The 23,640-nt window shown below is 47.6% G+C and carries 23 protein-coding genes and 2 tRNA genes; 12 read left to right on the plus strand and 13 right to left on the minus strand.

Annotation, left to right across the window (positions count from 1 at the left end):
• Positions 1-38: 38 nt before the first annotated feature.
• The 4 genes from ACO05Z_RS19630 to ACO05Z_RS19645 are packed head-to-tail and all read right to left on the minus strand — an operon-like array spanning position 39 to position 3,297.
• A complete protein-coding gene (locus tag ACO05Z_RS19630) occupies positions 39-1,325 on the minus strand; it encodes an ATP-binding protein (RefSeq protein WP_421903880.1) in 1,287 nt (428 codons plus the stop codon).
• A gap of 42 nt (positions 1,326-1,367) precedes the next feature.
• A complete protein-coding gene (locus ACO05Z_RS19635) occupies positions 1,368-1,643 on the minus strand; it encodes a type II toxin-antitoxin system RelE/ParE family toxin (protein WP_421903881.1) in 276 nt (91 codons plus the stop codon).
• A complete protein-coding gene (locus ACO05Z_RS19640) occupies positions 1,633-1,875 on the minus strand; it encodes a CopG family ribbon-helix-helix protein (protein WP_421903882.1) in 243 nt (80 codons plus the stop codon). Before ACO05Z_RS19640 ends, ACO05Z_RS19635 begins: the two co-directional genes overlap by 11 nt.
• A 60-nt stretch (positions 1,876-1,935) precedes the next feature.
• Entirely contained in the window at positions 1,936-3,297 is a 1,362-nt protein-coding gene (locus ACO05Z_RS19645; protein WP_421903883.1) for a PLP-dependent aminotransferase family protein, read from the minus strand.
• A 248-nt stretch (positions 3,298-3,545) separates the two neighbouring features.
• Between ACO05Z_RS19645 and ACO05Z_RS19650 the strand changes: the two genes are divergently transcribed.
• The 3 genes from ACO05Z_RS19650 to ACO05Z_RS19660 all read left to right on the plus strand — a co-directional run bounded on the left by ACO05Z_RS19650 (position 3,546) and on the right by ACO05Z_RS19660 (position 5,299).
• Positions 3,546-4,136, plus strand: a complete 591-nt coding sequence (locus tag ACO05Z_RS19650; protein ID WP_421903884.1) for a LysE family translocator — start codon at positions 3,546-3,548, stop codon at positions 4,134-4,136.
• Between the two features lie 145 nt (positions 4,137-4,281).
• Entirely contained in the window at positions 4,282-5,160 is an 879-nt protein-coding gene (locus ACO05Z_RS19655; RefSeq protein WP_421903885.1) for an NAD(P)-dependent oxidoreductase, read from the plus strand.
• A gap of 63 nt (positions 5,161-5,223) precedes the next feature.
• Positions 5,224-5,299, plus strand: a tRNA-Phe gene (locus ACO05Z_RS19660).
• Between the two features lie 101 nt (positions 5,300-5,400).
• On the opposite strand, the gene ACO05Z_RS19665 is transcribed toward ACO05Z_RS19660, so the two are convergent.
• Together ACO05Z_RS19665 and ACO05Z_RS19670 are read right to left on the minus strand one after the other, a co-directional pair.
• Positions 5,401-5,880 (minus strand): S-ribosylhomocysteine lyase, encoded by a 480-nt coding sequence (locus ACO05Z_RS19665; RefSeq protein WP_421903886.1) that lies wholly within the window; start codon positions 5,878-5,880, stop codon positions 5,401-5,403.
• A gap of 136 nt (positions 5,881-6,016) precedes the next feature.
• Positions 6,017-6,712: a 5'-methylthioadenosine/adenosylhomocysteine nucleosidase gene (locus ACO05Z_RS19670; protein ID WP_421903887.1), complete on the minus strand. Its 696-nt coding sequence runs from the start codon at positions 6,710-6,712 to the stop codon at positions 6,017-6,019.
• A gap of 147 nt (positions 6,713-6,859) precedes the next feature.
• On the opposite strand from ACO05Z_RS19670, the gene ACO05Z_RS19675 reads away from it, so the two are divergent.
• Positions 6,860-7,801 carry a LysR family transcriptional regulator gene (locus tag ACO05Z_RS19675; RefSeq protein ID WP_421903888.1) on the plus strand — a complete coding sequence of 314 codons (942 nt, stop codon included), beginning with the start codon at positions 6,860-6,862 and terminating at the stop codon, positions 7,799-7,801.
• Positions 7,802-7,881: 80 nt separating this feature from the next.
• Positions 7,882-10,890, plus strand: coding sequence for a S8 family serine peptidase (locus ACO05Z_RS19680; RefSeq protein WP_421903889.1), 3,009 nt, complete (start codon positions 7,882-7,884; stop codon positions 10,888-10,890).
• Positions 10,891-10,937: 47 nt separating this feature from the next.
• Here the strand turns inward: ACO05Z_RS19680 and ACO05Z_RS19685 are convergent.
• The 3 genes from ACO05Z_RS19685 to ACO05Z_RS19695 form a co-directional block, all read right to left on the minus strand.
• Positions 10,938-11,013: transfer RNA gene (locus ACO05Z_RS19685), tRNA-Phe, on the minus strand.
• 53 nt (positions 11,014-11,066) lie between these two features.
• On the minus strand, positions 11,067-12,848 hold the full coding sequence (locus ACO05Z_RS19690) for an aldehyde ferredoxin oxidoreductase N-terminal domain-containing protein (protein WP_421903890.1): 1,782 nt from the start codon (positions 12,846-12,848) through the stop codon (positions 11,067-11,069).
• Positions 12,848-13,267, minus strand: coding sequence for a 4Fe-4S binding protein (locus tag ACO05Z_RS19695; RefSeq protein WP_421903891.1), 420 nt, complete (start codon positions 13,265-13,267; stop codon positions 12,848-12,850). Before ACO05Z_RS19695 ends, ACO05Z_RS19690 begins: the two co-directional genes overlap by 1 nt.
• Before the next feature lie 246 nt (positions 13,268-13,513).
• Here ACO05Z_RS19695 and ACO05Z_RS19700 point away from each other — a divergent pair, with 246 nt between their 5' ends.
• Positions 13,514-13,783, plus strand: coding sequence for a hypothetical protein (locus ACO05Z_RS19700; protein WP_421903892.1), 270 nt, complete (start codon positions 13,514-13,516; stop codon positions 13,781-13,783).
• 64 nt (positions 13,784-13,847) lie between these two features.
• Here the strand turns inward: ACO05Z_RS19700 and ACO05Z_RS19705 are convergent, their stop codons facing one another.
• Positions 13,848-14,771, minus strand: a complete 924-nt coding sequence (locus tag ACO05Z_RS19705) for an ACP S-malonyltransferase (protein WP_421903893.1) — start codon at positions 14,769-14,771, stop codon at positions 13,848-13,850.
• Positions 14,772-15,019: 248 nt separating this feature from the next.
• Between ACO05Z_RS19705 and ACO05Z_RS19710 the strand changes: the two genes are divergently transcribed.
• Positions 15,020-16,138, plus strand: coding sequence for an FIST signal transduction protein (locus ACO05Z_RS19710; protein WP_421903894.1), 1,119 nt, complete (start codon positions 15,020-15,022; stop codon positions 16,136-16,138).
• A complete protein-coding gene (locus tag ACO05Z_RS19715) occupies positions 16,135-17,010 on the plus strand; it encodes a PAS domain S-box protein (protein ID WP_421903895.1) in 876 nt (291 codons plus the stop codon). Before ACO05Z_RS19710 ends, ACO05Z_RS19715 begins: the two co-directional genes overlap by 4 nt.
• A 1-nt stretch (position 17,011) precedes the next feature.
• Here ACO05Z_RS19715 and ACO05Z_RS19720 read toward each other — a convergent pair whose 3' ends face one another.
• Entirely contained in the window at positions 17,012-17,371 is a 360-nt protein-coding gene (locus ACO05Z_RS19720) for a response regulator (protein ID WP_421903896.1), read from the minus strand.
• Between the two features lie 421 nt (positions 17,372-17,792).
• Between ACO05Z_RS19720 and ACO05Z_RS19725 the strand changes: the two genes are divergently transcribed.
• From ACO05Z_RS19725 to ACO05Z_RS19735, 3 genes are all read left to right on the plus strand, one after another.
• Positions 17,793-19,301, plus strand: coding sequence for a sodium-dependent transporter (locus ACO05Z_RS19725; RefSeq protein WP_421903897.1), 1,509 nt, complete (start codon positions 17,793-17,795; stop codon positions 19,299-19,301).
• Positions 19,302-19,304: 3 nt separating this feature from the next.
• A complete protein-coding gene (locus ACO05Z_RS19730; RefSeq protein WP_015853623.1) occupies positions 19,305-19,400 on the plus strand; it encodes a MetS family NSS transporter small subunit in 96 nt (31 codons plus the stop codon).
• Positions 19,401-19,773: 373 nt separating this feature from the next.
• Positions 19,774-20,283, plus strand: a complete 510-nt coding sequence (locus ACO05Z_RS19735) for a nitroreductase family protein (RefSeq protein ID WP_421903898.1) — start codon at positions 19,774-19,776, stop codon at positions 20,281-20,283.
• Positions 20,284-20,332: 49 nt separating this feature from the next.
• On the opposite strand, the gene ACO05Z_RS19740 is transcribed toward ACO05Z_RS19735, so the two are convergent.
• Positions 20,333-21,025, minus strand: a complete 693-nt coding sequence (locus ACO05Z_RS19740; protein WP_421903899.1) for a dienelactone hydrolase family protein — start codon at positions 21,023-21,025, stop codon at positions 20,333-20,335.
• A 6-nt stretch (positions 21,026-21,031) separates the two neighbouring features.
• Positions 21,032-21,982 carry a cation diffusion facilitator family transporter gene (locus ACO05Z_RS19745; RefSeq protein WP_421903900.1) on the minus strand — a complete coding sequence of 317 codons (951 nt, stop codon included), beginning with the start codon at positions 21,980-21,982 and terminating at the stop codon, positions 21,032-21,034.
• A gap of 405 nt (positions 21,983-22,387) precedes the next feature.
• Between ACO05Z_RS19745 and sstT the strand changes: the two genes are divergently transcribed.
• Positions 22,388-23,629 carry a serine/threonine transporter SstT gene (sstT, locus tag ACO05Z_RS19750; RefSeq protein ID WP_421903901.1) on the plus strand — a complete coding sequence of 414 codons (1,242 nt, stop codon included), beginning with the start codon at positions 22,388-22,390 and terminating at the stop codon, positions 23,627-23,629.
• The last annotated feature ends 11 nt before the right edge of the window (positions 23,630-23,640 follow it).

Genomic DNA, 23,640 nt, shown 5'->3' on the forward strand with positions numbered 1-23,640 from the left:
AGGCGCGGAAAAAAGAAGAGCGTGAAAAAGCAAACGGCTTAGGAAGTAGCTTTGCGTAGAGTACTCAGGAATCGGGAACGCAAGGTGTCGCCCATCAATCCTTTTTTTACCGGGGAAAGCTTGAGAAAACCGCCCAGCAAGGAACGCATGAAATCTTCACTCTTGCTGTTGGGATTGTCGAAAATCAAATTCTGCAAGGTACCGCGCTCAAGAGATTGCAGGATGACTCGCTCGAAGCTGTCTTCAGGATGAATGACCCGCTGTTCACGCTTATCCATCTGCAAAGCCCCGGTGGGACATTTAAGCGCACAGACCCCGCACCCAAGGCAGATGTCTTTTTTGATTTCCGCATAACGACGCGGTTTATCCGATCCGGAAACATTTTCTTTATGGATGGTGATGGCATCAATAGGGCAAGCTCGGGCACATTTACCGCAGCCATTACATTCAGCAAGTTCAATCCCGGCAATGAAGGTAGAGGAAACCACAATGCCCGGATAACCGGAATACTTGATCCCGTTCATCAAATTGCAACAGCACCCACAGCAATGGCAGAAAAAACCGGCATTCTCACGGACATTATCGGTAGTCAGGGTAAAACCCATTTCACGTGAACGGGCCATGATATCGTCCATTTCAGCGCGGGAGATCTCACGGGCAAAATTATTGCGGATCAGGAAATCGGCAGCTTCGCCCATGGAGGTGCAGGTTTCTAGGTCGATGCCGCACTTCTGCTCGCCGAGATGCATCTTCTCGTGGCGACAGGAACAGAGACTGACCGCAAAACGGTCCTGCTGCGCTACCATCATGGAAGCTTTTTCATAATCGAGCACTTCCACATGATCCACATTGCGGATGGTCCCTTCGTGAGGCAGGGCACGCATGATGGAAACCTGTTCATCATTGCCGAAATTGGCCTTGAAGAAAGACTTGTCCCCGAACATGTAATTGTTGAACAGCTCGGCCCATTTTGCGGAATCAAGTTCACCCTTAGTGCGCATCATGGTGAATTCAAAAAAACCGATAACAAAGGGACTGATCATATAAAGGTAACGGTCCTGTTCCCAGAGGTCGCAGACCATACCTTTATGACACATGGATTCAAGCATAGGCCGGAGTGTTCGCTCATCCATGCCGGTCAGCTTTGAAATTCGTTCAAGGGATGAGGGGCGGTAGGGCATACGCACAATGAGCTCCGCCTCAGCAGGGGAGTAAAGAGCCTTGAGCATTTCACGCATGGAATCGGACCACGGCATACGCACGGTGGTTCCGTCCACTTTGTCACCCAACTGACGATAGATATCTTTTCCGATGATGTGTCCCATGAGGAGAGGAATTACACGGGGACGGTGGATATTGGCAAGAGATTAAGGATATTGCTTGCGACTGTGTAAGATCCTGACAATTTCAACATGATCTTTCACTCTGTAGACAACTATGTATGGCAAGTCAGGCAAAATCAACTCTCTGGTTTCCTTCAATCTTCCCTCTCTACCAGAATTGGGGAATGAGGAAAGTCGTGCAATTGACTTGATTATTCGGTCCAGCAGCATCTGTCCAACATCCTTCTGCCCTTGCTCTGAATAATAGTTTAACAAATGCAGAATATCTTTACGCCCAGACGGTGCCCAGCTAATCAACATTGTAGCCTAACTTTTCAACATCTTTGAGGACATCTTCGTGTGGAACACTCTGCCCACTATCCAATTCTGCTAGACCTTCACGCACTTGTGCACGAAACCAGATTTCATAATCAAGAAACCCAGCAACAGCTTCTTTAATTAATGCCGAACGAGTAGTGCCACTTCCACTAGCCAACTCATCAAGCCTTTCAATTGTATCCTGATCAAATCTTGTACTTACAGTTGTCTGCATATTGGCCTCCTTAATACGTGTTACAATTGTAACACGCAAAATACCAACATGCAAGAAAGGTTAACAAGAGAAGAGTATTTCCCGCAAAATCCCAAGCCCCTTCCTTAACTGGGCAATATCCCTCGGCCCGCTCAGGGAAAGCCTGATATTAGCCGGAACAGGCCCGCCACCCACGGCGAATTTTTCAGCCCCAAAAATATTTAATCCTGCTTCGCGGGCGCGTTGCTCAACCATATACCCTTTCCATGGTTCAGGCAGAGACAGCCAAAGGAAGAACCCCGAAGGATTCGCCCCCAATCCCATGCCATCCAGCAGATCTTTAACCGCTTCAAAACGACGACGCGCTGCCTGACGCTTAAGTTTTATGGTTATGTCCGCAGTGCCGTCAGTTATCCACTGGGAAAGCAATTCAGCATTGAGCGGAGGGGTCATCCATACGGTATTGAGAATAGCATGGGCCAACTGCTTGAAACGCTCACCCTGCGCGACCATGAAAGCAACCCGCAACCCCACGGCAATGGATTTGGAAACCCCGGCAATAAACACACTTCTCTCCGGGGCAAATGAAGTGACCGGAGGCAGATCACTTTCCACGGTCAGGGCATAGGCATCATCTTCAATGATGGTCAGGTCATGGTTACAGGCGATCATGGCTATCTGCTCCCGTCGCTCAACAGACATGCAGGCCGAAGTTGGATTCTGGACTCCGGGCATGAGCGAAACACCATTAATTTTTTCCCTGCGGCAAATTGTGTCCAGTTGCTCAGGAATCATACCCTGATCATCCATGGGTACAGGAACCAACCTGATACCGAGCATGTTAGCAAGGGTTTTCATACCTGGATAGATAAGAGGATCAGTAGCAATACGGTCCCCAGCCCGGAACAGGCTGCTCAGACAACAGTTCAGCGCATGCTGGGCACCGGAACAAACCAGAACATTCCCGGCAGTTGTTTCCAGATGATAACGCTTTGCCCACAGGGCACCCACTTCACGGTGTTCCGGCAAGCCCTGTGGATCGGTATAGCGCAAAAAAGCATTCAGATTGCGGCGACGGGTCAGCCGCTTCATACCTTCCTGAATGTCCGGGTCCAAATCATAGAAGGTATTGACCATGCCCAGCTCGATCATTCCGGGAGCGTGCGGCTCGAAGGTTACCATTGATGATGACGTGATCGCATCAGATGCGATGAATGTCCCACGGCCCACGGTACCGCAGACAAGCCCCCGTTTTTCAGCCTCGGCGTAGCCGCGGGTCACCGTGCTCACGTTCATCTTCAGATCATCAGCCAGATCACGGTGAGTGGGAAGCTTATCTCCGGGACTAAGCTTCCCGGCATAAACATCCCGTTCAATGGCATCTGCCAAACGCTTAAATTTAGGGCGTGTGCTTTCTTCCAGTTCAGGTATCCATTTTGTCATGCATACAATGTTTCATTTGACTGCATACAATGTCAAGCATATGAATACAATTAAGCAGCAAGAAGCACACAATCACCCAAGCTGCTCACCAACCACGTCCAGTGGTCCCCCTTGTCGGGCGTTGTCCGGACAACGCCCAATCAACACAAAATCCCCCAAGCAGCCATACTAAGCAGCGAAGCTTACTAAAATGTTTTGGGATTCTTAAACCCTTTTGCAAAAGGGCTTAAGCCGCCGGAGGCAAAAAAATGCAAGAAAATTTCTGGGCTTTCCTAATATTTGTAATTGTCATGACCGGGACACCGGGACCGGGCAACATCGCATCAATGGCTCTCGGTCAGGCCGTGGGCTTCAAACGATCCATTCCATTCCTTTCAGGCATAGTCATCGGCGGAATGATCATGGATGTTCTGGCAGCAATAGGTCTGGCGGAACTATTTTTGGCTTACCCGCAAGTATCAGCGGTGCTCAAGGTCGGCGGACTGGCCTACATCCTCTACCTTGCATGGAAGGTATTGAACATGCAGGCCGACTCATCAGGAAAGCCAAAAGCGTTCAAATTCGTGGAAGGACTGGCCCTGCATCCGCTGAACCCGAAGCATTATGCCATGACTGTATCGGCTTTTGCTCAATTCGCCGACCCAAGCGCAAACCGTTTCACTGAAATACTAATCTTCGTGGGCACCTTCACCTGCGGGGCGGCTTTCTTCCATTCCATGTGGTGCTTTGCAGGCGAATCGTTTATGAAAATGCTGCGTTCTGCAGCTGTCCGCCATACGGTTAATATCTCCATGGTAGTACTCATGGTCGGCGCCACAGCTTACGCACTTTATAAATAAAGATGCCTCCGGCGGGTCTGCGACGCTTTGACTTGATGCGCTATCGCGCTTTTTGTTAGTCGCATTTCGCCTCCGGCGGCCAAAGGGAATAATCCCCTTTGGAATCCCTAATTGTTTAATCTAGTTATCGGGAGGCTTAACCAATATGACTAAAAAAATCGGATGGATCGGAACAGGCGTCATGGGCGGCTCCATGTGCATGCACCTGATCAAAGCTGGCAATGAGGCATTTGTATACAACCGCACTAAATCCAAAGCTGACCAGCCGGTAGCCGAAGGTGCAACATGGTGCGATTCCCCGGCGGAAGTAGCCAAACAAGCGGACATCATCTTCACCATCGTCGGCTACCCCACTGATGTAGAACAGACCATCCTCAGTGAAAACGGCGTGCTCGCCAATGCTGATTCCGGCAAGATAATCGTGGATATGACCACTTCCGAACCTGCACTTGCGGAACGCATTGCCGCAGAAGCCGCAGCTAAGGGTGTGGGGTCACTTGATGCTCCTGTTTCCGGCGGAGACCTCGGCGCGCGTAATGCGACTCTGGCCATCATGGTCGGCGGAGAACAAGAAACTTTTGATGAAATAAGCCCGCTTTTTGAAGTGATGGGCAGCAACATCAGGCTCATGGGCAAGGCCGGCGCTGGCCAGCACACCAAGATGTGCAACCAGATCCTCATTGCCGGAACCATGATCGGTACCGTGGAATCCCTGCTCTATGCATACAAAGCGGGCATGGATCTCAATGAAGTGATCGATGTGATCGGCTCCGGTGCTGCCGGATCATGGTCCATCAACAACCTTGGCCGCCGCATTGCAGATGATGACTTCAACCCCGGATTCTTCATCAAACACTTTGTAAAAGACATGGGCATCGCACTTGATGAAGCCAAGCGCATGAACCTTTCCCTGCCCGGACTGGCGCTGGTCAACCAATTCTACATCTCAGCCATGGCGCTGGGTTATGAAGAGCTCGGAACTCAGGCTCTATATAAAGTTCTGGAAAAGATGAACGGGAAGTAGGATTTAATTACTAAATAATTGTTGACTTCGTTTTGCGATCTGCGTAGAAACGATTTCTCCGGCGCCGAGGTAGCTCAGTCGGTAGAGCAGGGGACTGAAAATCCCCGTGTCGGCAGTTCAATTCTGTCCCTCGGCACCACCTGCCTAGAATAGCCGTTACAACTTAATTGTAACGGCTTTTTCGTTTTTAAAGCACTTTCTGTTTTGTGCCTTGTATCCGGCACTTTCTAAACAATCTGACTACTCAGGGTAATTCAAATTATCCGAACCAATCCCTTCAAGCACTTCTGCGTAATATTTCGCAGCTTCCTGCTTTGCCAAAGGCAAATCCATCAAAGTATAATTCCCACACTCCACAGCGGAAGCACCGGGAACATCGCATTCAAAATCCGCAGCGAACTTGAACAGCTCCTGAATCAAACCCACAACATCTTTTGAATCATATTTGCCGTTCAGCAACAGATAGAATCCGGTCAGGCAGCCCATGGGACCAAAGTAGATAATCTTATCACCATACTCGGCATGGTTACGCAGGAAAGTTGCGCCGATATGCTCAAGGGTATGCGCTGCCGCAGGATCAATAGCGGGTTCATTGTTGGGTTCTTTAACGCGCAGATCAAAAGTTGTGACATTCTCAGCACCGATCTGATCTCGGCGGGAAACATAAATCCCGCGCTTAAGCTTAGTATGGTCTATCTTAAAACTTTCTATTTTATTCATACCTTATCTCTCAAACAAAGCAGCGAAGCTTATTAAAAGTTTTAGGAGAGTCCAGAGAACCCTTTTCCAAAAGGGTTCTCTGGTCCCCGAAGGGCCGCCGGAGGCGAAATCTATTCGTAAAAAGCGCGTTAGTGCATCAAATATTATCCAGCATAGACAAAACCATGCGCACTGAATTGGCAGCGGCTTTTTCCATGCTTTGTTCATAAATCGCACTACTTCCGTCGTCGTGCACCTTATCCGAAATGGAACGGATCAGGATGAAGGGCACGTTGAACAGAAAACCTGTCTGGGCGATTGCTGCCCCTTCCATTTCCACGGCCATGACATCGGGAAATTTCTGCTCGATCTGTGATATCTGCTGCGGGGTGTGGATAAATGAATCCCCGGACAACACAGGTCCCTGATGCACACTGATGGTGCCCTCGTTTATCCATGCCTTCTGCGCCAGACCGAGCAAGAGTTTGTCTGCCTGATATGCTGCGGGCATCTGCGGAATCTGGCCCATCTCGTAATCAAAGGCCGTGGCGTCAGCATCGTAATGGCGCACTTCAGACGAAACTACGATATCACCGATATTTATATTTCCGGGAAATGCCCCGGCTACCCCGGTATTAATCAGGTAGTCGGGCTTAAATTTATCCAAAAGTAAGGTGGCACCCACTGCGGCATTAACCTTACCGATTCCACACAAAAATAAAGCCACCTCCACTCCGTTAATCCTTCCGGTGTGGTAAGTGAACTGTCCGAAACTCTCAGTTTTCGGCTCATCCAGTTTATTGACCAGCAATGCAAGCTCTTCTTCCATTGCCGCGATAATTCCTATCTTCAAAACAAATTTCCTCTTATCTGTTCCGGCAGCCCCAATTAGTTTGAGGACGCCGTGTTCTTACTTGATAGATAAACGCGGGACGTGTAATTAGTAAAATTAATAGTTCTACTTTTTTTGATTATTTAAACTTACTAATAGGCAAAAAATATGCTTCCTGACCTGAACAGATTGAAAGTATTCTTTCATATATTCAACGAACAAAGCAGCACCGCTGCGGCCAAAAAACTGCACATCACCCAATCCGGAGTCAGCCAGCATCTGAAAAAACTGGAAGAAGAGCTGCAGACCGAACTCTTCACCCGGGTCAACCGCAGACTGGTACCCACCGCAGCGGGAAATAAACTGTATGGAATTGTACAGGAATTCATGGATGAACTAGAACAAGGTGTCCGGCACATAAACGACGGAATGGAAACGCCCTCCGGTCCATTACGAATCGGCGCGCCCAGCGAGTTCGGGAAAATATACCTGCCACCTATGTTCGGATCATTCCGACGAAAATATCCGGCTGTGACGATGGAGCTGGAACTGGATGAACCGAAGGTCCTTTTTGAAAAAGTCGCGGCAGGCAAATTGGATTTCGCATATATCGACATCCTGCCCTTTTTTATGGACACACCGGGCGGAACATCAGCCTACTCAATTGAACCAGTAGTACGTGAAGAATTTGTACTGGCCTGTTCAAAAGAATACTATCAGGCAAGGATAAACGGCACAGACTACGACCAGCTCAAGCAACTGGATTTCATTGGCTACAAAAAAGATCTTTCCCTCTTCCGCAGCTGGTTCAGGCTGCATTATGACCACGAACCGCAGAACCTGAACCTTGTCTTCATTGCCGACAGCTCCGAAGCAATTGTCTCAGCCATTAAGGCCGGGCTGGGGGCTGGAATCACTGTGAGCCATTTAATGAACAGGGAAATCAATGCGGGAGAGATTATCGCTATCCGTCCGGATGAAGAAAAACTGCAAAACACCATCGCCTGCGTACAGTTCAAAAACAAACAACCCAATATCACCGAGAAAGCATTTCAAGAACATTTCCAGCTGGAGTTGAGTAAGAATTATGCGAAATTGGATTTAGGATGAATTAAGAGTCGCCCTGAGCACAATATTATTGTACCTCTAAACCAGCAATATGCAGCTCACAATAACTATCAGGCACTTTAATGAAAAACAGACCTTTAGTAATCATACTTATTGTATTAATTTCAGCACTTTCTTTTTCCACAGCCTTCGGCGAAGGAAGTGTTAAAAATCAATTAATAGTCAAATTCAAAACCGGTATAAGTGAAGACGATGCCAGAGCTGTTGCAACGACCCACTATATGGATGTTGTTGCCGTCCTCAACACTTCTACGCGAGAGAGCGGACAATGCATTCTGCTTTTGCGTTCCCACCTCAGTACACAAGAGATGATTAATGAGATTTCAGGTCTTAAGGAGGTGTACTCCTATGCTCCGAACTACATCCGCAAAAAGAAAAGAACACCAGATGACACAGAATTCCCAGACCAATGGGCTCTACAAAATTCAGCCGCAGGGATAAATGCTCCAGACGCATGGGATAGTACAACCGGCGGAGCGGATGTTGTCATTGCTGTCATAGATTCCGGCATTGATTTAAAGCACGAAGACCTTCACGACAACCTGTGGAATAACCCCGTAGAAACTTTCAATCAGGTTGATGATGATGGAAACGGCGTGGTGGACGATGTGTACGGCATCAGCATTGATAATGGAGTTTCCAGCAACAGCACCCAAGACACCGAAGGACACGGAACCACAGTCTCCAGTGTCATTGCCGCCAAAGGAAACAATAACCTTGGTGTAGCCGGAGTCAGCTGGAACAGTAAAATAATGGTCCTGCGTGTAGTCAACAGCGCCGATGCCGAAATAATTGTCGCCATCAACTACATCATCCAAAAAAAGAAAGCCGGAATTAACATTCCGGTTCTAAACATGTCTATCGGTGGCCCGGGCGGCAGCACAATTATCAGGGACAAGATACAGGAGCTCGCTGACAACAGCATAATTTTCACCACCTCAGCGGGCAACGACGGCTATGACAACGACAATTCAAATGTACGCGAATACCCGGCCAGCTTTGATATCCCGAACATCATAAGTGTCGGTGCCAGCAATTCAGGAAACAACAAGCCGGACTGGTCACATTTCGGACAGTACACAGTAGATCTATTTGCACCGGGAGAAGACATCATGTCTGCCAAACTTGGAGGCGGCTACACCTCAGCCGATGTTGACGGGACCTCCTTTGCTGCTCCCCATGTGGCAGGAGTGGCAGCCTTACTGGCCAGCCTCTCTCCCGATGAAGACATATACACCCGCATCAGCCGAATTCTTTCCAGTACTGATGCCGGCAGCAGCTTTTCCGGCAAATGCCTTACCGGAGGAAAGCTTAATGCCGACTCTGCTTTGGATAACGACCTGAGCCTGATCCCCATCATTAGCGGATCAGACTCCAGAGACAATAAAAGGGAAGGAAACTCCTTCACCCTGTATGGACAACTCTTTGGAACAACCCAAGGCGAAGTATACTTCTGCAACAAATCCAACCGCGTAAAAGCGAGCATAAACACATGGTCTGACACTGAGATCAGCGGCGTAGTTCCTCAGGATGCCGGGACATTTGTACAGGTAACTACCAGCAGCGGATTGAAATCAAATGCGCTCCAATTTTCTGCATGGACAAATAAGCAGGCTGGCTCCCAACCCCACGGGTTGGGAGCCTCGGTTGTGCGCAACGGGAAAATATACGTATTCGGCGGCGGCATCCTCTCACAAAGCACCAAGTGTGAAAGCTATGATCCAGACACTAATGAATGGACCCAATTCACAACCATGCCGGAAAAACGATCCGGTGCCGGAACTGTATTTTACAACGATGAAATGTACTTCATCGGAGGCCTTGAACGGCAACTGGACGGGTCGCTGAATGCCTACACCGATGTAATAAAATACTCATTTGCAACAAATGCATGGAGCACGCTGCCCGGGACAGTACCCTATCCAGGATTCTGCGCAGCAGCCGAACTGGATGGGCAGATATACGTTTTTGGCGGCAACTCTACCGACGGCAGCACTGTCAGCGATGATATTTATACTTACGATCCGGGAACAGGAGATTTTTCGGAAGATGGGCAGATGGATATCCCCCGCTTCAAGCATACTGCCATAACTTTTGGAAACTCAATCTACATATTTGGTGGTATAACCTCTGATGGAGCAGAAAGTTCCGGAGTTAGCACTGTGGCAATATACAATGGCACTGCTTCAACCATATCCGGACCGGACATCAGCTCAACCGGAGTAACAAGCGACGGACAAACAATATTCCTGACTAACGGGGCCATGACAATCAATGAAGCCGCAACTCCATTCCTTTATCTTTTTAATCCAACGACCAACGCATGGGATTACGGCAACAACACCATCCAGCAGCCGGGTATCGGCAGAATAGGTTCTTTGCTGGAATATATTGATGGTCGAGGCATATATTCTGTCAGCGGACTTTGCGGGGAAGCTGATGATAACGGTTTGACATTCCTGAGCACACCCGCTCCGGTAAATGTCCCTTCCTCACAGCCTGACTCTTCGATAACTATCAATATCACGCAAACTGGAACCAGTTTTGAATCAGCCGGGGAATTGAAAACTAAATACAATCTCTCGGATTCCGGAGACAGAGTCACTGATGTTCGTGAATTCAGTGCAACAGTGAGCAAAACAGGTGCACTTATCCATTTGCAATACGAATTCACTGCATCTGATTCCACTCTTAGCCCTTCGGAAATGACCCTCTACAAACTGAAAGACGCTGATAGCAGCAATCTTACTTACCAGTATGCAGACACAAAAAATGAATGGAGAGACGGCTCCTGGTGGCTGGAGGACTCGTCAGGAAATTATATAGATCCGGCCCTGAAGCTTACAAGTGACAAGGTATACGCTGTGCATTTCTGCCTGCAGGACAACGGCAGTTATGACCAAAACTCAGCAGAGAAGATAATTGATGACCCACTGGTCCTTTTCTCGGGAACCTCCGGATCATCAGGGTGTGTACTTTCGAAAAATGCGGATATGGAACTAGACTTCATGCTCGGCGCATTCGGCTTATTCTGCCTGATAATTTGTTCATGGCTACGCAGACGCGCATAACGAAAAAGCCCTCATGATTTCTCATGAGGGCTATTCTAAGCACTTAGTGGTGCCGAGGGACAGAATTGAACTGCCGACACGGGGATTTTCAGTCCCCTGCTCTACCGACTGAGCTACCTCGGCGCCGCTGAGGAGAGATAACTAACCAAACCGGAGTCGGTTGGCAAGTACTTTTTTTAATTTTCCTCAATTTTTTTCAAATTAAGCTTCTCAAGAGCCTCATCTGAAACAAACTCACAGATTCTACGTCCATATTCATTTTTTAAATTTTCCATATATTCCGGGTCAGTCTTACCCTTCCATGTTGTAATTTCATTATATCTCTTGGGAATGCTGATCTCCTTCGGATCATAGCCGGTGGCAAAACGAATTTTCCAACGCATGGCCCGGACTCTTTCTCCGATAAGATCCATGTTTTCGGCTATTTCAGGGTAGCCCACAGACTTCAAGCACTCAGCAAGAAGGTCATCCTTATAAACCCCGCGCCCGAAGAGACAGGAAACCATGGAGGTCAGGAAGGCCCGCCCGGTTTCATCGCTGATCAGAAAATCACAAACCTCATCAGCATCCTTGCGGTCATTCTTCTGGTCCCATGAGTAACCGCCGGAATCCAAGTGGGAATGACGAAATCCCAGCCCTTCAGCAACATAAAAGGCTTCTCCGGTAGCATATCCGGCCATTTCCTGACCAAGCACACAAGCGAAATCCTCACCGCCATACTTTGCGGCCGCCACCAGCGAACCTTTACCCAGCGCGGCATAGAACTCATTTTCCGCATTACTTAAGTATTGCACGGCCTTCTTGTAATTATCCGCATCACCGAAAGCGAGAGGCACGATTGTCTCAGCCTCACTGACCAAACCCTTTTCAAAGGCTTCAGTTGCCCATGCAAGGGCCACCCCGCCGGACATGACATCCAGCCCGCCTTTTTCAACTTCATCCATTATGCCCAGAACCTGAAAGGCGTCAGTCACTCCGAGCATAGACCCAGTGGCAAAAATGGGTTCATAATCATAGGCCACCTGACGGTAGAGGTATTGGTTATCCTCCATGAACTTTTCACGCACAAAACCGATGTGGATACAACCCACCGGACATCCGGCACAGGCCGCATTGCGCAGCAGGGTATCGTCAGCAAACTTCTTACCGGTAATTCCGGATATCTTCTCATCCTTGGTGGCCTGCAGGTTGCGCCACGGCAAAGATTCCAGCTCATTGAGCGCATCAAGATTCGCTGCCGTTCCGAGGTTGTGATACTTGCTCATCATGTCGGTGGCGGTCATCTTCTCGTAGACCTGCTTGTAGATCTTCGCATACTCCTTGCTTTCCGGCAGGGCAAAAGAACCGTCACCCTGAATCACTATTCCCTTGAGATTCTTGGCCCCCATAACCGCTCCGGACCCCAGCCGCCCGAAATGGCGGTAGGTATCAGCATTAATACAGGCCATGCCCGAAAGCTTCTCTCCGGCAGGACCGATGCGCAGGATAGACCTGTGCCCGGAACCGGGAAACATGGAGCGCAAAATTTTACCGGTAGTGAACACATCCTTCCCGGCCAGAAATTGGACATCCTTAACTTCCAGATGCTTCATGCCAAGGGAAAGACAGGACAGACGCGGTGCACGCCCGGTTATGACCAAGGCGTCATAGTCGGCAAAACGGATAGCCAAGGCAGAACGTCCCCCGGCATGACTTTCGGCAAACTGATCATGGTAGGGGGATTTAAAAGAGCAGACCGTCTTGCTCATCAGCGGAAATAGTCCGGTCAGAGGGCCGATGGAAAATATCAACGGCTGGTCCGGATCATCCCACGGACGATCCGCATGCCCGTATTTTTCAAAGAGTAAGGCTCCCAGACCGCTGCCCCCGGCAAATTCATTACGACCTTCAACCTTGACCACATTGCCTTTACCGCTGCCCAGATCAACCACGAGGACTCTGAAGTAATCACGTATCATTATGAGTCCCTCCTCTTATCTGATTCGACCAGTTCAAGACATTCGTGCGGACAGTATTCAACACACCTGCCGCAATGGATGCACACGTAAGGCCGGTCCTTCAAATCCAGATAAATTGCATCCACCGGACAGGCTTCTGCGCATTTTCCGCAGCGAATACAAAGATCCTTTTTATGGAGAACTCCTCCGCCTTTTTTACGAGCCCGCATGGCCCCGGTGGGACAGGCCTCGGCACAGGGTGCCGGAGAACAGGCCAGACAGACTTTGGCTACAAATCCGGTAGAAAGGCCTCCGGAGGAAGCAATCCTGATTCCTGCCGTATTCCACGACAACAATTTATGCACCAAGCGCGCACAGGCAAAGGAACATGAGTGACAACCAATACAACGCTCCATGCGTGAAGCAGTCAATGTTTTCATATCTACCCCGTAAGTTAGGAAATATTTGGACACAGCATATACATTATTTGCTGCAATTTTGACCCTGAGTTTAATTTTAACACAACTGCAAACATCTACAACCAAAATTCATTTTCCGGGAATCATGCTGAAAACTAATTAACATGAATTGACAGCCGCAATTTACAATTTATATTCTAAATATGAACCATAGAAATAATCGATAAAGAATATATCCTCTCACTCAAAAATAATGGAGGGGGAACTATGAGACTTACCGACTCCCAAATCCGCAATATGGTCATGGACCTTTACCCGGAGATAGAAATGTTCAGCATCGGCATGTCCACCGAGTTCAACGAAGAAAAGGACGCTTGGATCATTACCCTTGAAGACGGATCCAACTCCCTGTCCACTCATATGGACTCATCCCATGTGAGCAGCTGCTTTAACGAGCACAATTGCGTTTACTTCACCAACCAGATGATGAACGTAATCGACAATTACTGCTTGGAAAGCGGAACCTGCTCAATTTAGACCCAAAAAAAAGGACCAGCCCTTTCGGGCTGGTCCTTTTGATTTCTATTGCAAGTGTCGACTATTACTTGAAGGCTTCAGCCTGCTCCAGATTACCGACGCCCTTTCCTTCATATTCCTTACCCTTGAGGTTAGCCACCAGCAACTTGGTCAGCACACCCTTAGGTCCGAGTTCAAGGAAGTTACGCGCTCCTGCTGCATACTGGTTGGTAACAATTTCAATCCAGCGTACGGATGAAGTCATCTGAGAACACATGATCTTCTTAATCTCTTCAGGGTTGGATTCAGTTCCAGCGGTCACGTTGAAGTAAACCGGGAATGCAGGAGCATTCCAATCCAGCTTGCCGAGATAGGCTGCAAATTCATCAGCAGCTTCCTGAATAAGAGGGCTGTGGAAAGCACCGCTTACCGGAAGGGGAATAGCACGGCCTTTCTTTTCCTTGATCACGGTTCCAGCGGCTTCAATTGCTGCCTTCTCACCGCTGATCACGTACTGGGCCGGGGAGTTATAGTTGGCCACGCGCAGCTCTTTTCCTGTTTCGGATGCACCGAATTCAACAGCTTCTTCAACTGCGGACTGATCCAGCTTAAGCACTGCGGCCATGCCATGATCTTCGTTTCCGACTTGCGACATGAGCTTACCGCGCAGGGAAACCGCTTTAATGGTGTCTTCCACAGAAAGAATACCGGAAGCGCCAAGGGATGCGAACTCACCGAGGCTATGTCCGGCAGTCGCTGCGGGCTTGAAGCTCTCCTTGAGATAGGACCAGATGGACAGGTTAACCACGGTCAAGCCGGGCTGCAGAGCATCGGTCTTGGCCATATCTGCAGCATCACCTTCCCAATAAATTTCACGCAGGGGCAGACCTGATTCAGACTCAGCAAACTTCCACATATCCATGGCAGTGGACCATTTTTCAGCAAGATCACGCCCCATACCGGGCTCCTGAGAACCCTGGCCGGGAAAAAGTATAGATAAATCAGACATTTTAATTTCTCCTTGAATTACTACCGGACAAACACCGGACATTATATATGATGAAACCTTGTTTATGATTTAATAGTTGCGCACTTTCACGCTGGAAGCGTGCCTATAGAAAGCAGATTTATGGGCGTTGTTCAAGCTCAATCATTATAAATTCATCAACGTATCTAACAAGTAAGCTTTTTACCTGCACAATATCCTTTTTTTTGATAATCAAGAAGGAAGATTTAAACAAACTGTGGAGATCATGGATGCATATTGAATTAGAACAAAAAGGCAGTATACAAGCTTTAGCAACAGTGCTGGAAAATACAGCCGCCCGTGACGGGGTAAATGGAATAATTGTTTTTGCCTGTGATAAAAACGGCTTCGAACCGGAAAATGTGGATAGCATCTTTCAAAAATGTCCTGTCCCTCTTATGGGAGGCATATTTCCGGGCATAATCCACGAAAAGGAAACATTGGAAACCGGAACCATTGTAATCGGCATTTCCCAAAAGCCTGAAATATCCATAATCAAGGGCATGAGCGACCCTGACACGGATTTCCTGCACCCCCTGAGTGAAATATTCAAAATCGACGATATTCCTGAAACTATCCTTGTTTTCGCCGACGGCTTTGCCAGCCGTATTTCATCATTCATTAATGCAATGTTCATCAATATAGGACTTGAACGCAATATCCTCGGAGGGGGGGCCGGATCACTCAGCCTTACCAAAAAACCGTGCATAATCAGCAACGAAGGATTGCTGGAAGATGCATCCATAATCGGCCTGCTGGATACCCAAAGCACTGTGAATATCAGCCACGGCTGGCATACCATTAAAGGACCTTTCAAAGTTACGGAAGCGGACCGTAATGTAATCAAGACCATTAACTGGATGCCAGCTTTCAATATCTACAGGGAAGTCATCCGCGAACATTCCGGGCAATATATAACCCCGGACAACTTTTCGCGTATTGCCATGTCCTACCCTTTTGGCGTTTCAAGGATGTGCAATGATCCCGTTGTCCGTGACCCGGTGATGGTTGATGAGGCTGGGGCTTTGACTTGTGTGGGTGAAATTATGGAAGGAGCCTTTGTAAACATCCTGCACGGCAACCCCCAATCCCTGATCAAGGCATCGGGCCAGCTATCCACCTGCACACCCGGATTCAGCCTCGGCGAGAACTCAGTAGGGCTGGTTATCGATTGTATTTCAAGAGCCTTATTTCTCAAGGATAAGTTCGAGCATGAACTGAAAGCTCTGCACCTGCCGGATATCCCTTTGCTTGGATTCCTCTCTTTTGGAGAGATAGCCACTCAGGAAAAACAATCACTGGAATTTCATAACAAGACCACTGTGTTGTCCATACTGGAGGAATTGTGAGTATCAGAGTCCAAGAACAGCTTCTTTATGAAATAGCCATGTCAGTAGGCACAAACATGGATCTTGAGAAAATGCTTTCAACAGCACTTTCAACATACCTGCACCGGTTATGCTGCATGAGCGCAAGAGTTTTCCTGCAAAATAAAGACTCACTTTCCTTTGATAAATCTTTCTCCATCCCCATCTGGGAAAAAAAACAACCGGCTTTTGATGATTTTGTGGTGAAAATTTCAAACTGCAAAACAGAGGATCAAATCAACAATCTCAGGGAAAGCCTGCCCCTGCATGCGTCCTTTGAAGGAAACCACTATTACCTCATGGACCTGCCTGAAGCGGGATTTCTGATGATCGGCAGAGGACTTTCTCCTCTACCTCATTCCATGCTCAAATCATTACAAAAAATTAATATCAGATTGTCTGAATCAATCATTTCCTGCCAGACACATAGAAGCAATGAAATCCTGAATATAAAACTGCAAAACCAGATCAGAGAAAGGGAAAAAGCTGAACAGAAGATATTAGAAGAACAACAAAAGTACAGGGTAATATTTGATAATTCACCCTTGGGCTTGATCTATTTCGACCACGAGGGAGTTATCAGGGACTGCAATCCCAAATTCATTGAATTGATGGGCTCAACAAGGGAAAATCTGATCGGCTTCAGTACCGCAAATAAAGGAACCCCGGAAATGCGTAAAGTTATAGATGAAGCCCTGAATGGAAAATCGGCCATTTATGAAGGTAACTACATTTCCGTAACAGGAAATAAAAAAATGTATGCCAGAGCCGTCTTTAACCCTGTATCACCGGGCAGTGCAGAAACTGAAGTTATAGCCACCGTGGAAAAGCTTGGCGAATTCCGGGAAAAATAATTTAGCGGGCCAACACATCGTCTACCTTGAATTCAAGCTCATCTTTATCAATGGGCTTAACGCAATATTCATTTGCACCGTGTTTCAATGATTCACGGGCTGTCTCAAGGGTCGGATATCCTGTGAGCATAATCACCTTGAGTTCAGGCATTATTTTTTTCATTTCTTCCAGCACCTCGACCCCGGTCATCTTCTTGAGCTTAATATCAAGGATAGCCAGCTCAACATCGCTGCCGGACAAAAAAGATAGGGCTTCCTCCTCTTCGGAAAAAACACTTACTTTGTGCCCCTTGCGTTCAAGAATGCGCTTGAGAAGTATTCCCGCATCTACAACATCATCAAGAACAAGAATGTGTGCCATAACCAGTCTCCTTAACTTTCGCTGCCAAACCATAATATCAAGATGATCATTAGTCGAGCACTCTATTTAAGGTACTCTTTTGCTGCTATGCAGCGCTAAGCAAATTTACTTCCAGTCATCAGCAAAATCTTTTTTTCTGATCTTTTCTTCAATGCACCTACAATTTGCGAAACACAAAATTATTTATAAAAAAATTCCATTTCGATTAATTTTACATTCCAGATATCAGTAATAACACTGCGACTACACTTGTTTCACCATCCATTTCAGAATCCAGATACTGAATTTGATGGACAATAATCGAAATGTATTCTATGCGGTATGCTCAATTATGCGTTTAGCGCATTTTACATATAGTTTTTGCTGATTCAGTAAAATGGTTGCTGTTTCAGCTGGTTTTTTCTTAAGGAGTTCAAACAACATGCAAAAAAGAGAAACATGGGGTTCCCGTTCCGGCTTTATTCTTGCCGCGGTGGGCTCTGCAATCGGATTGGGTAACATCTGGCGTTTTCCCTACATGGTTTATGAAAACGGCGGTGGTGCATTCCTCATCCCCTACTTTGTAGCAATGCTTGCTGCGGGTATCCCCTTCATGATCCTTGAATTCGGTCTCGGCCAGAAGTTCAAGGGTTCCGCGCCAAAAATTTTCTCATCCATTTCCAAAAAATGGGAATGGCTCGGCTGGTGGCAGGTAGTGGTATCATTCATCATTGCCTCTTATTATGTAGTAGTTATCGCATGGGCGATGAACTACGTGGGCCTTGCCTTCACTCAAGGATGGGGAGACGCTCCCAAGGACTTCTTCTTCGGAAGCTTCCTTGGTCTGACCGATTCCCCCATGAACATGGGTAGCGTACAGGGCTCTATCTTCCTGGCAACCGCCGCAGCCTGGGCATTTACTTTCATTGCCCTATTTACCGGAGTTAAAGCCGGCATTGAAAGGGTCAATAAGATCTTCATGCCCCTTCTCTTCCTGCTTGTGTTTATCTTCATCGGAAGAGGCCTGATGCTCCCCGGAGCAATGGACGGACTGAACTGGCTCTTCAAGCCTGATTTTGCCGCCATCATGGATGGTAAAGTCTGGGCTGACGCATTCGGCCAGATCTTCTTCAGCCTCTCCATCGGGTTCGGTATCATGCTCTCTTACTCCAGCTACCTGCCCAAGGATTCCGACATCAACAACAACGCCTGCATGACTGTTTTCATCAACTGCGGATTCAGCATAATCTCCGGTATCATGATCTTCAGCGTGCTCGGCTACATGGCCCAGCAGCAGGGCGTTCCCATCAGCGAAGTTGCCGGTGCAGGTGTAGGCCTTGCCTTCATCACCCTGCCCACCGCAATCAACCTGATGCCCGCACCTGTCTTCTTCGGCGTGCTCTTCTTTATGGCACTCGTTGTTGCCGGTCTCTCTTCCATGATCTCCATCAACGAAGTTATTACTTCCGCAGTGATCGATAAATTCGGTGTTTCCCGCAAAAAAGCCGTAGCAGTTTGCTGCTCCCTCGGCTTCCTGGTCAGCATCGTTTTCACCACCGGCGGCGGCCTGCTGCTGCTTGATATCGTTGACCACTTTGTCAACAACTTCGGTATCCTCATCGGTGGTTTCATTGAAATCGTATTTGTAGCATGGTTCTGCAACCTTGATGAAATGCGCGTTCATGTTAACAAAACCTCCGAAATCAGGGTTGGTTCCCTGTGGCTGAACAGCCTGCGTTTCGTTGTTCCGGCAATGCTCGGTTTCATGATCGTGACCAACTTCATCGGTGATATCTCCAAGAACTACGGTGGATACTCCAACACAGCCATCATCGCATTCGGCTGGGCAACACTTGCCCTCTGCCTTGCAGTTGGCTTCGCTCTGTCTTCTCAGGATCGCGCGTTTGCAAATGTATCTTCCACCAACAGCAGCTTCCTCAAAAGGAGATAAGCCATGACTACCAGCGCAATCATCATGATGCTCTTCGGCCTCGGCATTACCTGGGGCGGAGCAATCGCCTGCTTCCGCATTGCTTTTAAAAACAAATAGCGTTCGGACAGAATATAAAATCAAAGAAAGGGTGCACTTCTTAAGAGGTGCACCCTTTCTTCTTTAAGGAAAGGATAGGCGGTGCCGAACGGTTAGCGAGGGAGGAGAACGGCACCGCCAAGGGGTTGGACTGCAAAATAACCAAAAGTATTTCAGACCAAATCAGGGGTGTGATTATTGATAGAATACAACAATACAGATTTAAATCAAGCACTATTTAAAATTAACCCTGCTTCTGTATAAAAAGATTGCACCAGATCACATCAAACAAAAGGACCAACCTTATAATCAGACAAAAATATGATCCGCTTTTGTCCAGTGCTGTGCTATATAAAGGCATTCATGAAATATATTTTTAACGGAGATAATAGAAATGGATGTATTTGAAGCGATTTACAGCCGTAGAAGTGTCAGAAAATTCGAAGACAAACCTGTGTCCGAGGAAGATATCAAGGATCTCCTCGGCGCAGCTATGATGGCCCCCAGCGCCGGCAACCAGCAGCCATGGCAATTCATTGTTGTAGATGATAAAGAAAAGATGACTGCCATCACCAAAATTAACGAATACGCACCCATGGCAGACAAAGCACCTATCGGCATTCTGGTTTGCGGTGACACCAGTCTCGAAAAATACGCCGGTTACTGGGTGCAGGATTGTTCCGCAGCTATCCAGAACCTGCTGCTGGCCACCCACGCCAAAGGACTCGGCGCAGTATGGACCGGCATCTACCCCATGGAAGACAGGGTTGAGGGTTTCAAAAAACTGTTCAACCTGCCCGAATCGGTCATTCCGCTGGGCTATATGGTCATCGGCCACCCCGGACACGCATCAAAAAAATTGGATCGCTACAAAGAAGAAAGAGTTCGCCGCAACAGCTGGTAGGATTCTATAAATATATTCTCTGAAAACCCCGGTGCAAATGTGTCGGGGTTTATTTTTTACCTTTAAACCACTTAAGCACTGTATCCCACATATCTTCCGCAAGCGATGCATCAAATCCTGCATCTTCAGGATTGGTAAAGCCGTGTTGTGCATCATCCAGCCGGATAAGTTCATACTTCACTTCAGCTGACTGCATTTCATCTTTAAACGTTAGTAAATGGTCTGCGGGAACCACGGGATCATTATTTACATGGATAGCCAGCAAAGGGAATTGAATTTCTCCGGGTGATACCGGGTGGCTGGTATCCAGATAACCGTAGACTGAAACAGCACCTTTCAATCTTTCCCCGCTACGGGCCAGTTCCAGTGCTGCGCCCCCTCCAAAAGAAAAACCGAGCACGAAAACTCGGTCAGGATCAACATTGGACTGATCGCGCAGAACTGCAAGGCAGGCCTTGGCCCGTTCACGCATAAGCAAACGGTCATTACGATAGATGCGATGAGTGCTGCGTGCTTCCTCTACTGTGGAAGGACGGTTGCGAACTCCGTAAAAATCTGCGGCAAGTACTGCGTAGCCTGCTGCTGCAAGGCGCTTTGCATGGTTTACTGTTACTTCATTCAATCCCGTATATTCATGGAAAAGCAGAACAGCCGGGAACGGACCTTCGTCATCCGGCAGCAGAAAAACACTTTCAAGTTCAGTATCATGATGAATGTGGTTAATTTTATATGGCTCCGGCATCAGCTATTAATCCTTATCCCCGAATTTTTCTTTAAGCCTGATCATGGATCCGCAGAGTCCACCCGTTTCCTCACAATCGTAGGATGCGACATCTTCTTTGGGTTCCACATGAATGGTTACATGACAATTCCTTAGATCCGACTTGATACAGTCTTCAATCTCCGTACATAAATTATGGGAATCGGTGATAGTTGAATCCCCGGAGAGGAGCAAATGAAAATCAACAAAACGATGCGATCCGGCCTTACGGGTCCGCAAACCGTGATAAAGAGCATCCTCCCCGCTACAACTGCGAATAGCAGAATCAATGATCACCAGTTCTTCGTGAGGTAGGGCATTGTCCATCAATCCGGAATAAGACTTTTTGATCAGGGAAAATCCGGTAAAGACAATATTTCCGGCCATGATCATAGCAATGACCGGATCAATGAAAGACCATGAAGGGGGAGTAAAGAGCATTATCCCCAACCCGGCCACCAGCCCCACTGAAGTCCAGACATCGGTCAGCAAATGCTTTGCGTCCGCTTCAAGGATAATGGAATCATGGACCTTCGCCCCTTTAAGCATTATTTTAGCTGTTACATAATTCACTACAGATGAAAGCAAGGCTATCCCCAGACCGATGCCTAGGTTCTGCGGAACAGAAGGACTCAGAAACCTTTCTATGGAAGCATAAACAATACCCACGGCAGCTATGAGAATAAGCATCCCTTCCGCACCGCTGGAAAAATACTCCGCTTTACCATGTCCGTAAGCATGATCATCATCAGCAGGTTTCAGTGCCAGGGTCAGGGTCGCCAAGGCAAATAGCGCGGCCGAAAGGTTGACCAGGGTTTCCAATGCATCGGAAAGCAAACCTACGGAATCTGTAACGTACCAAGCCCATGTCTTAAGGAACATGGTGATAATTGAGGCCGCAATTGAGTAGTAAATGTACTTTTGTGGAGATTCAGCCATGCTTTTCATCCTGTTTTCAAATTGAATTATAAAAAAGTTACATAGTGGTCGTTAGTACAACTACGCATTAGCTATTTTCCGTTTTAAGTAAAATTATAGCTAAAAATTAACCAATCAGAAATTTTAAGCCAACCATACAACGATTAATTTTATATTGAACTACATTATTGATTGAATAGTCATTCAGTGTTTTGATTTAAACTTTATACCATACAATAGTAACCCATTGTTGTGCAACTAGCTATGTTTGTGTTTTGCTTATTGAATTTTTGCTCAATGCGTAAAATAGCAGGGCATAAATTAACTTTTCACCTATTTGACACAAAAATGTTGACAAGAATCTCAACATCTACCTATGACCAAAACCGTCTAGCATAATTTTTTTCAAAAACACGGGGGATAAAAATGACTCAATCATCCAACATCTTTAAACGCATTGCATCCGGCAGTCTGGTAGTACAGATCATGATCGGTATTGCAGCAGGTATTGCTCTAGCATCCGTTGCTCCTGAAGCAGCAAAATCCGTAAGCCTTCTGGGTAGCCTTTTTGTTAAAGGCCTGAAAGCAGTTGCACCCATTCTGGTTTTCGTAATTGTAGCAGCATCTATTGCTAACCAGAAGAAAGGCGCACACACTAACATGCGCTCCATTATTTCCCTGTACCTGATCGGAACATTCATGTCCGCACTGGTTGCTGTTACCATGAGCTTCCTCATGCCTACCACCCTTACCCTTGTTGCAACTGAAACCAGTGCAACACCCCCCGGCGGTATTGCTGAAGTTCTGAACACCCTGCTTTTCAAGATCGTGGATAACCCGGTCAACGCCCTCTACACCGGTAACTTCATCGGTATTCTCGCATGGGCTCTTGCTCTCGGTTTCTTTTTCCAGCATTCAAGCGATGCTACCAAACAGGTTCTGAATGACCTTTCCGAAGGCGTATCCAGAATCGTTAAGCTGGTTATCCGCTTTGCACCTCTTGGTATTTTCGGTCTGGTATCCAACACCATTGCGACTACCGGTTTTTCCGCACTGGCAGGTTACAGCCACCTGATCATGGTTCTGCTCATCTCCATGGGAACCATCGCCCTGGTAATCAACCCCGCCATTGTCTTCATCAAGACCAAGCGCAACCCTTACCCACTTGTTTTCACCTGCCTGCGTGAATCCGGTATCACCGCATTCTTTACCCGCAGCTCCGCAGCAAACATTCCGGTTAACATGGAACTGTGTAAGAAACTCGACCTGCACGAAGACACCTATTCCGTATCCATCCCCCTCGGTGCTACCGTAAACATGGGCGGCGCAGCTATCACCATTACCGTTATGACCCTTGCTGCTGTACATACCCTCGGCATTCAGGTTGACATTGCAACCGCACTACTGCTCAGCCTTATCGCTTCCGTATCCGCTTGCGGTGCTTCCGGTGTTGCCGGCGGCTCCCTGCTGCTGATCCCCCTCGCATGCTCCCTCTTCGGTGTTCCCAACGAAATCTCCATGCAGGTTGTTGCTGCAGGTTTCATCGTTGGTGTAATTCAGGACTCCGCTGAGACCGCACTGAACAGCTCCACCGACGTTATCTTCACCGCTGCTGCTGATATCGCAGCCAAACATGGTGAAACTGCTGCTCAGACTGTAAAAGCATAACTTACGCTTTA

The sequence above is a fragment of the Maridesulfovibrio sp. genome, assembly GCF_965230075.1.
In the GTDB taxonomy this organism is placed as follows: Bacteria; Desulfobacterota; Desulfovibrionia; order Desulfovibrionales; family Desulfovibrionaceae; genus Maridesulfovibrio.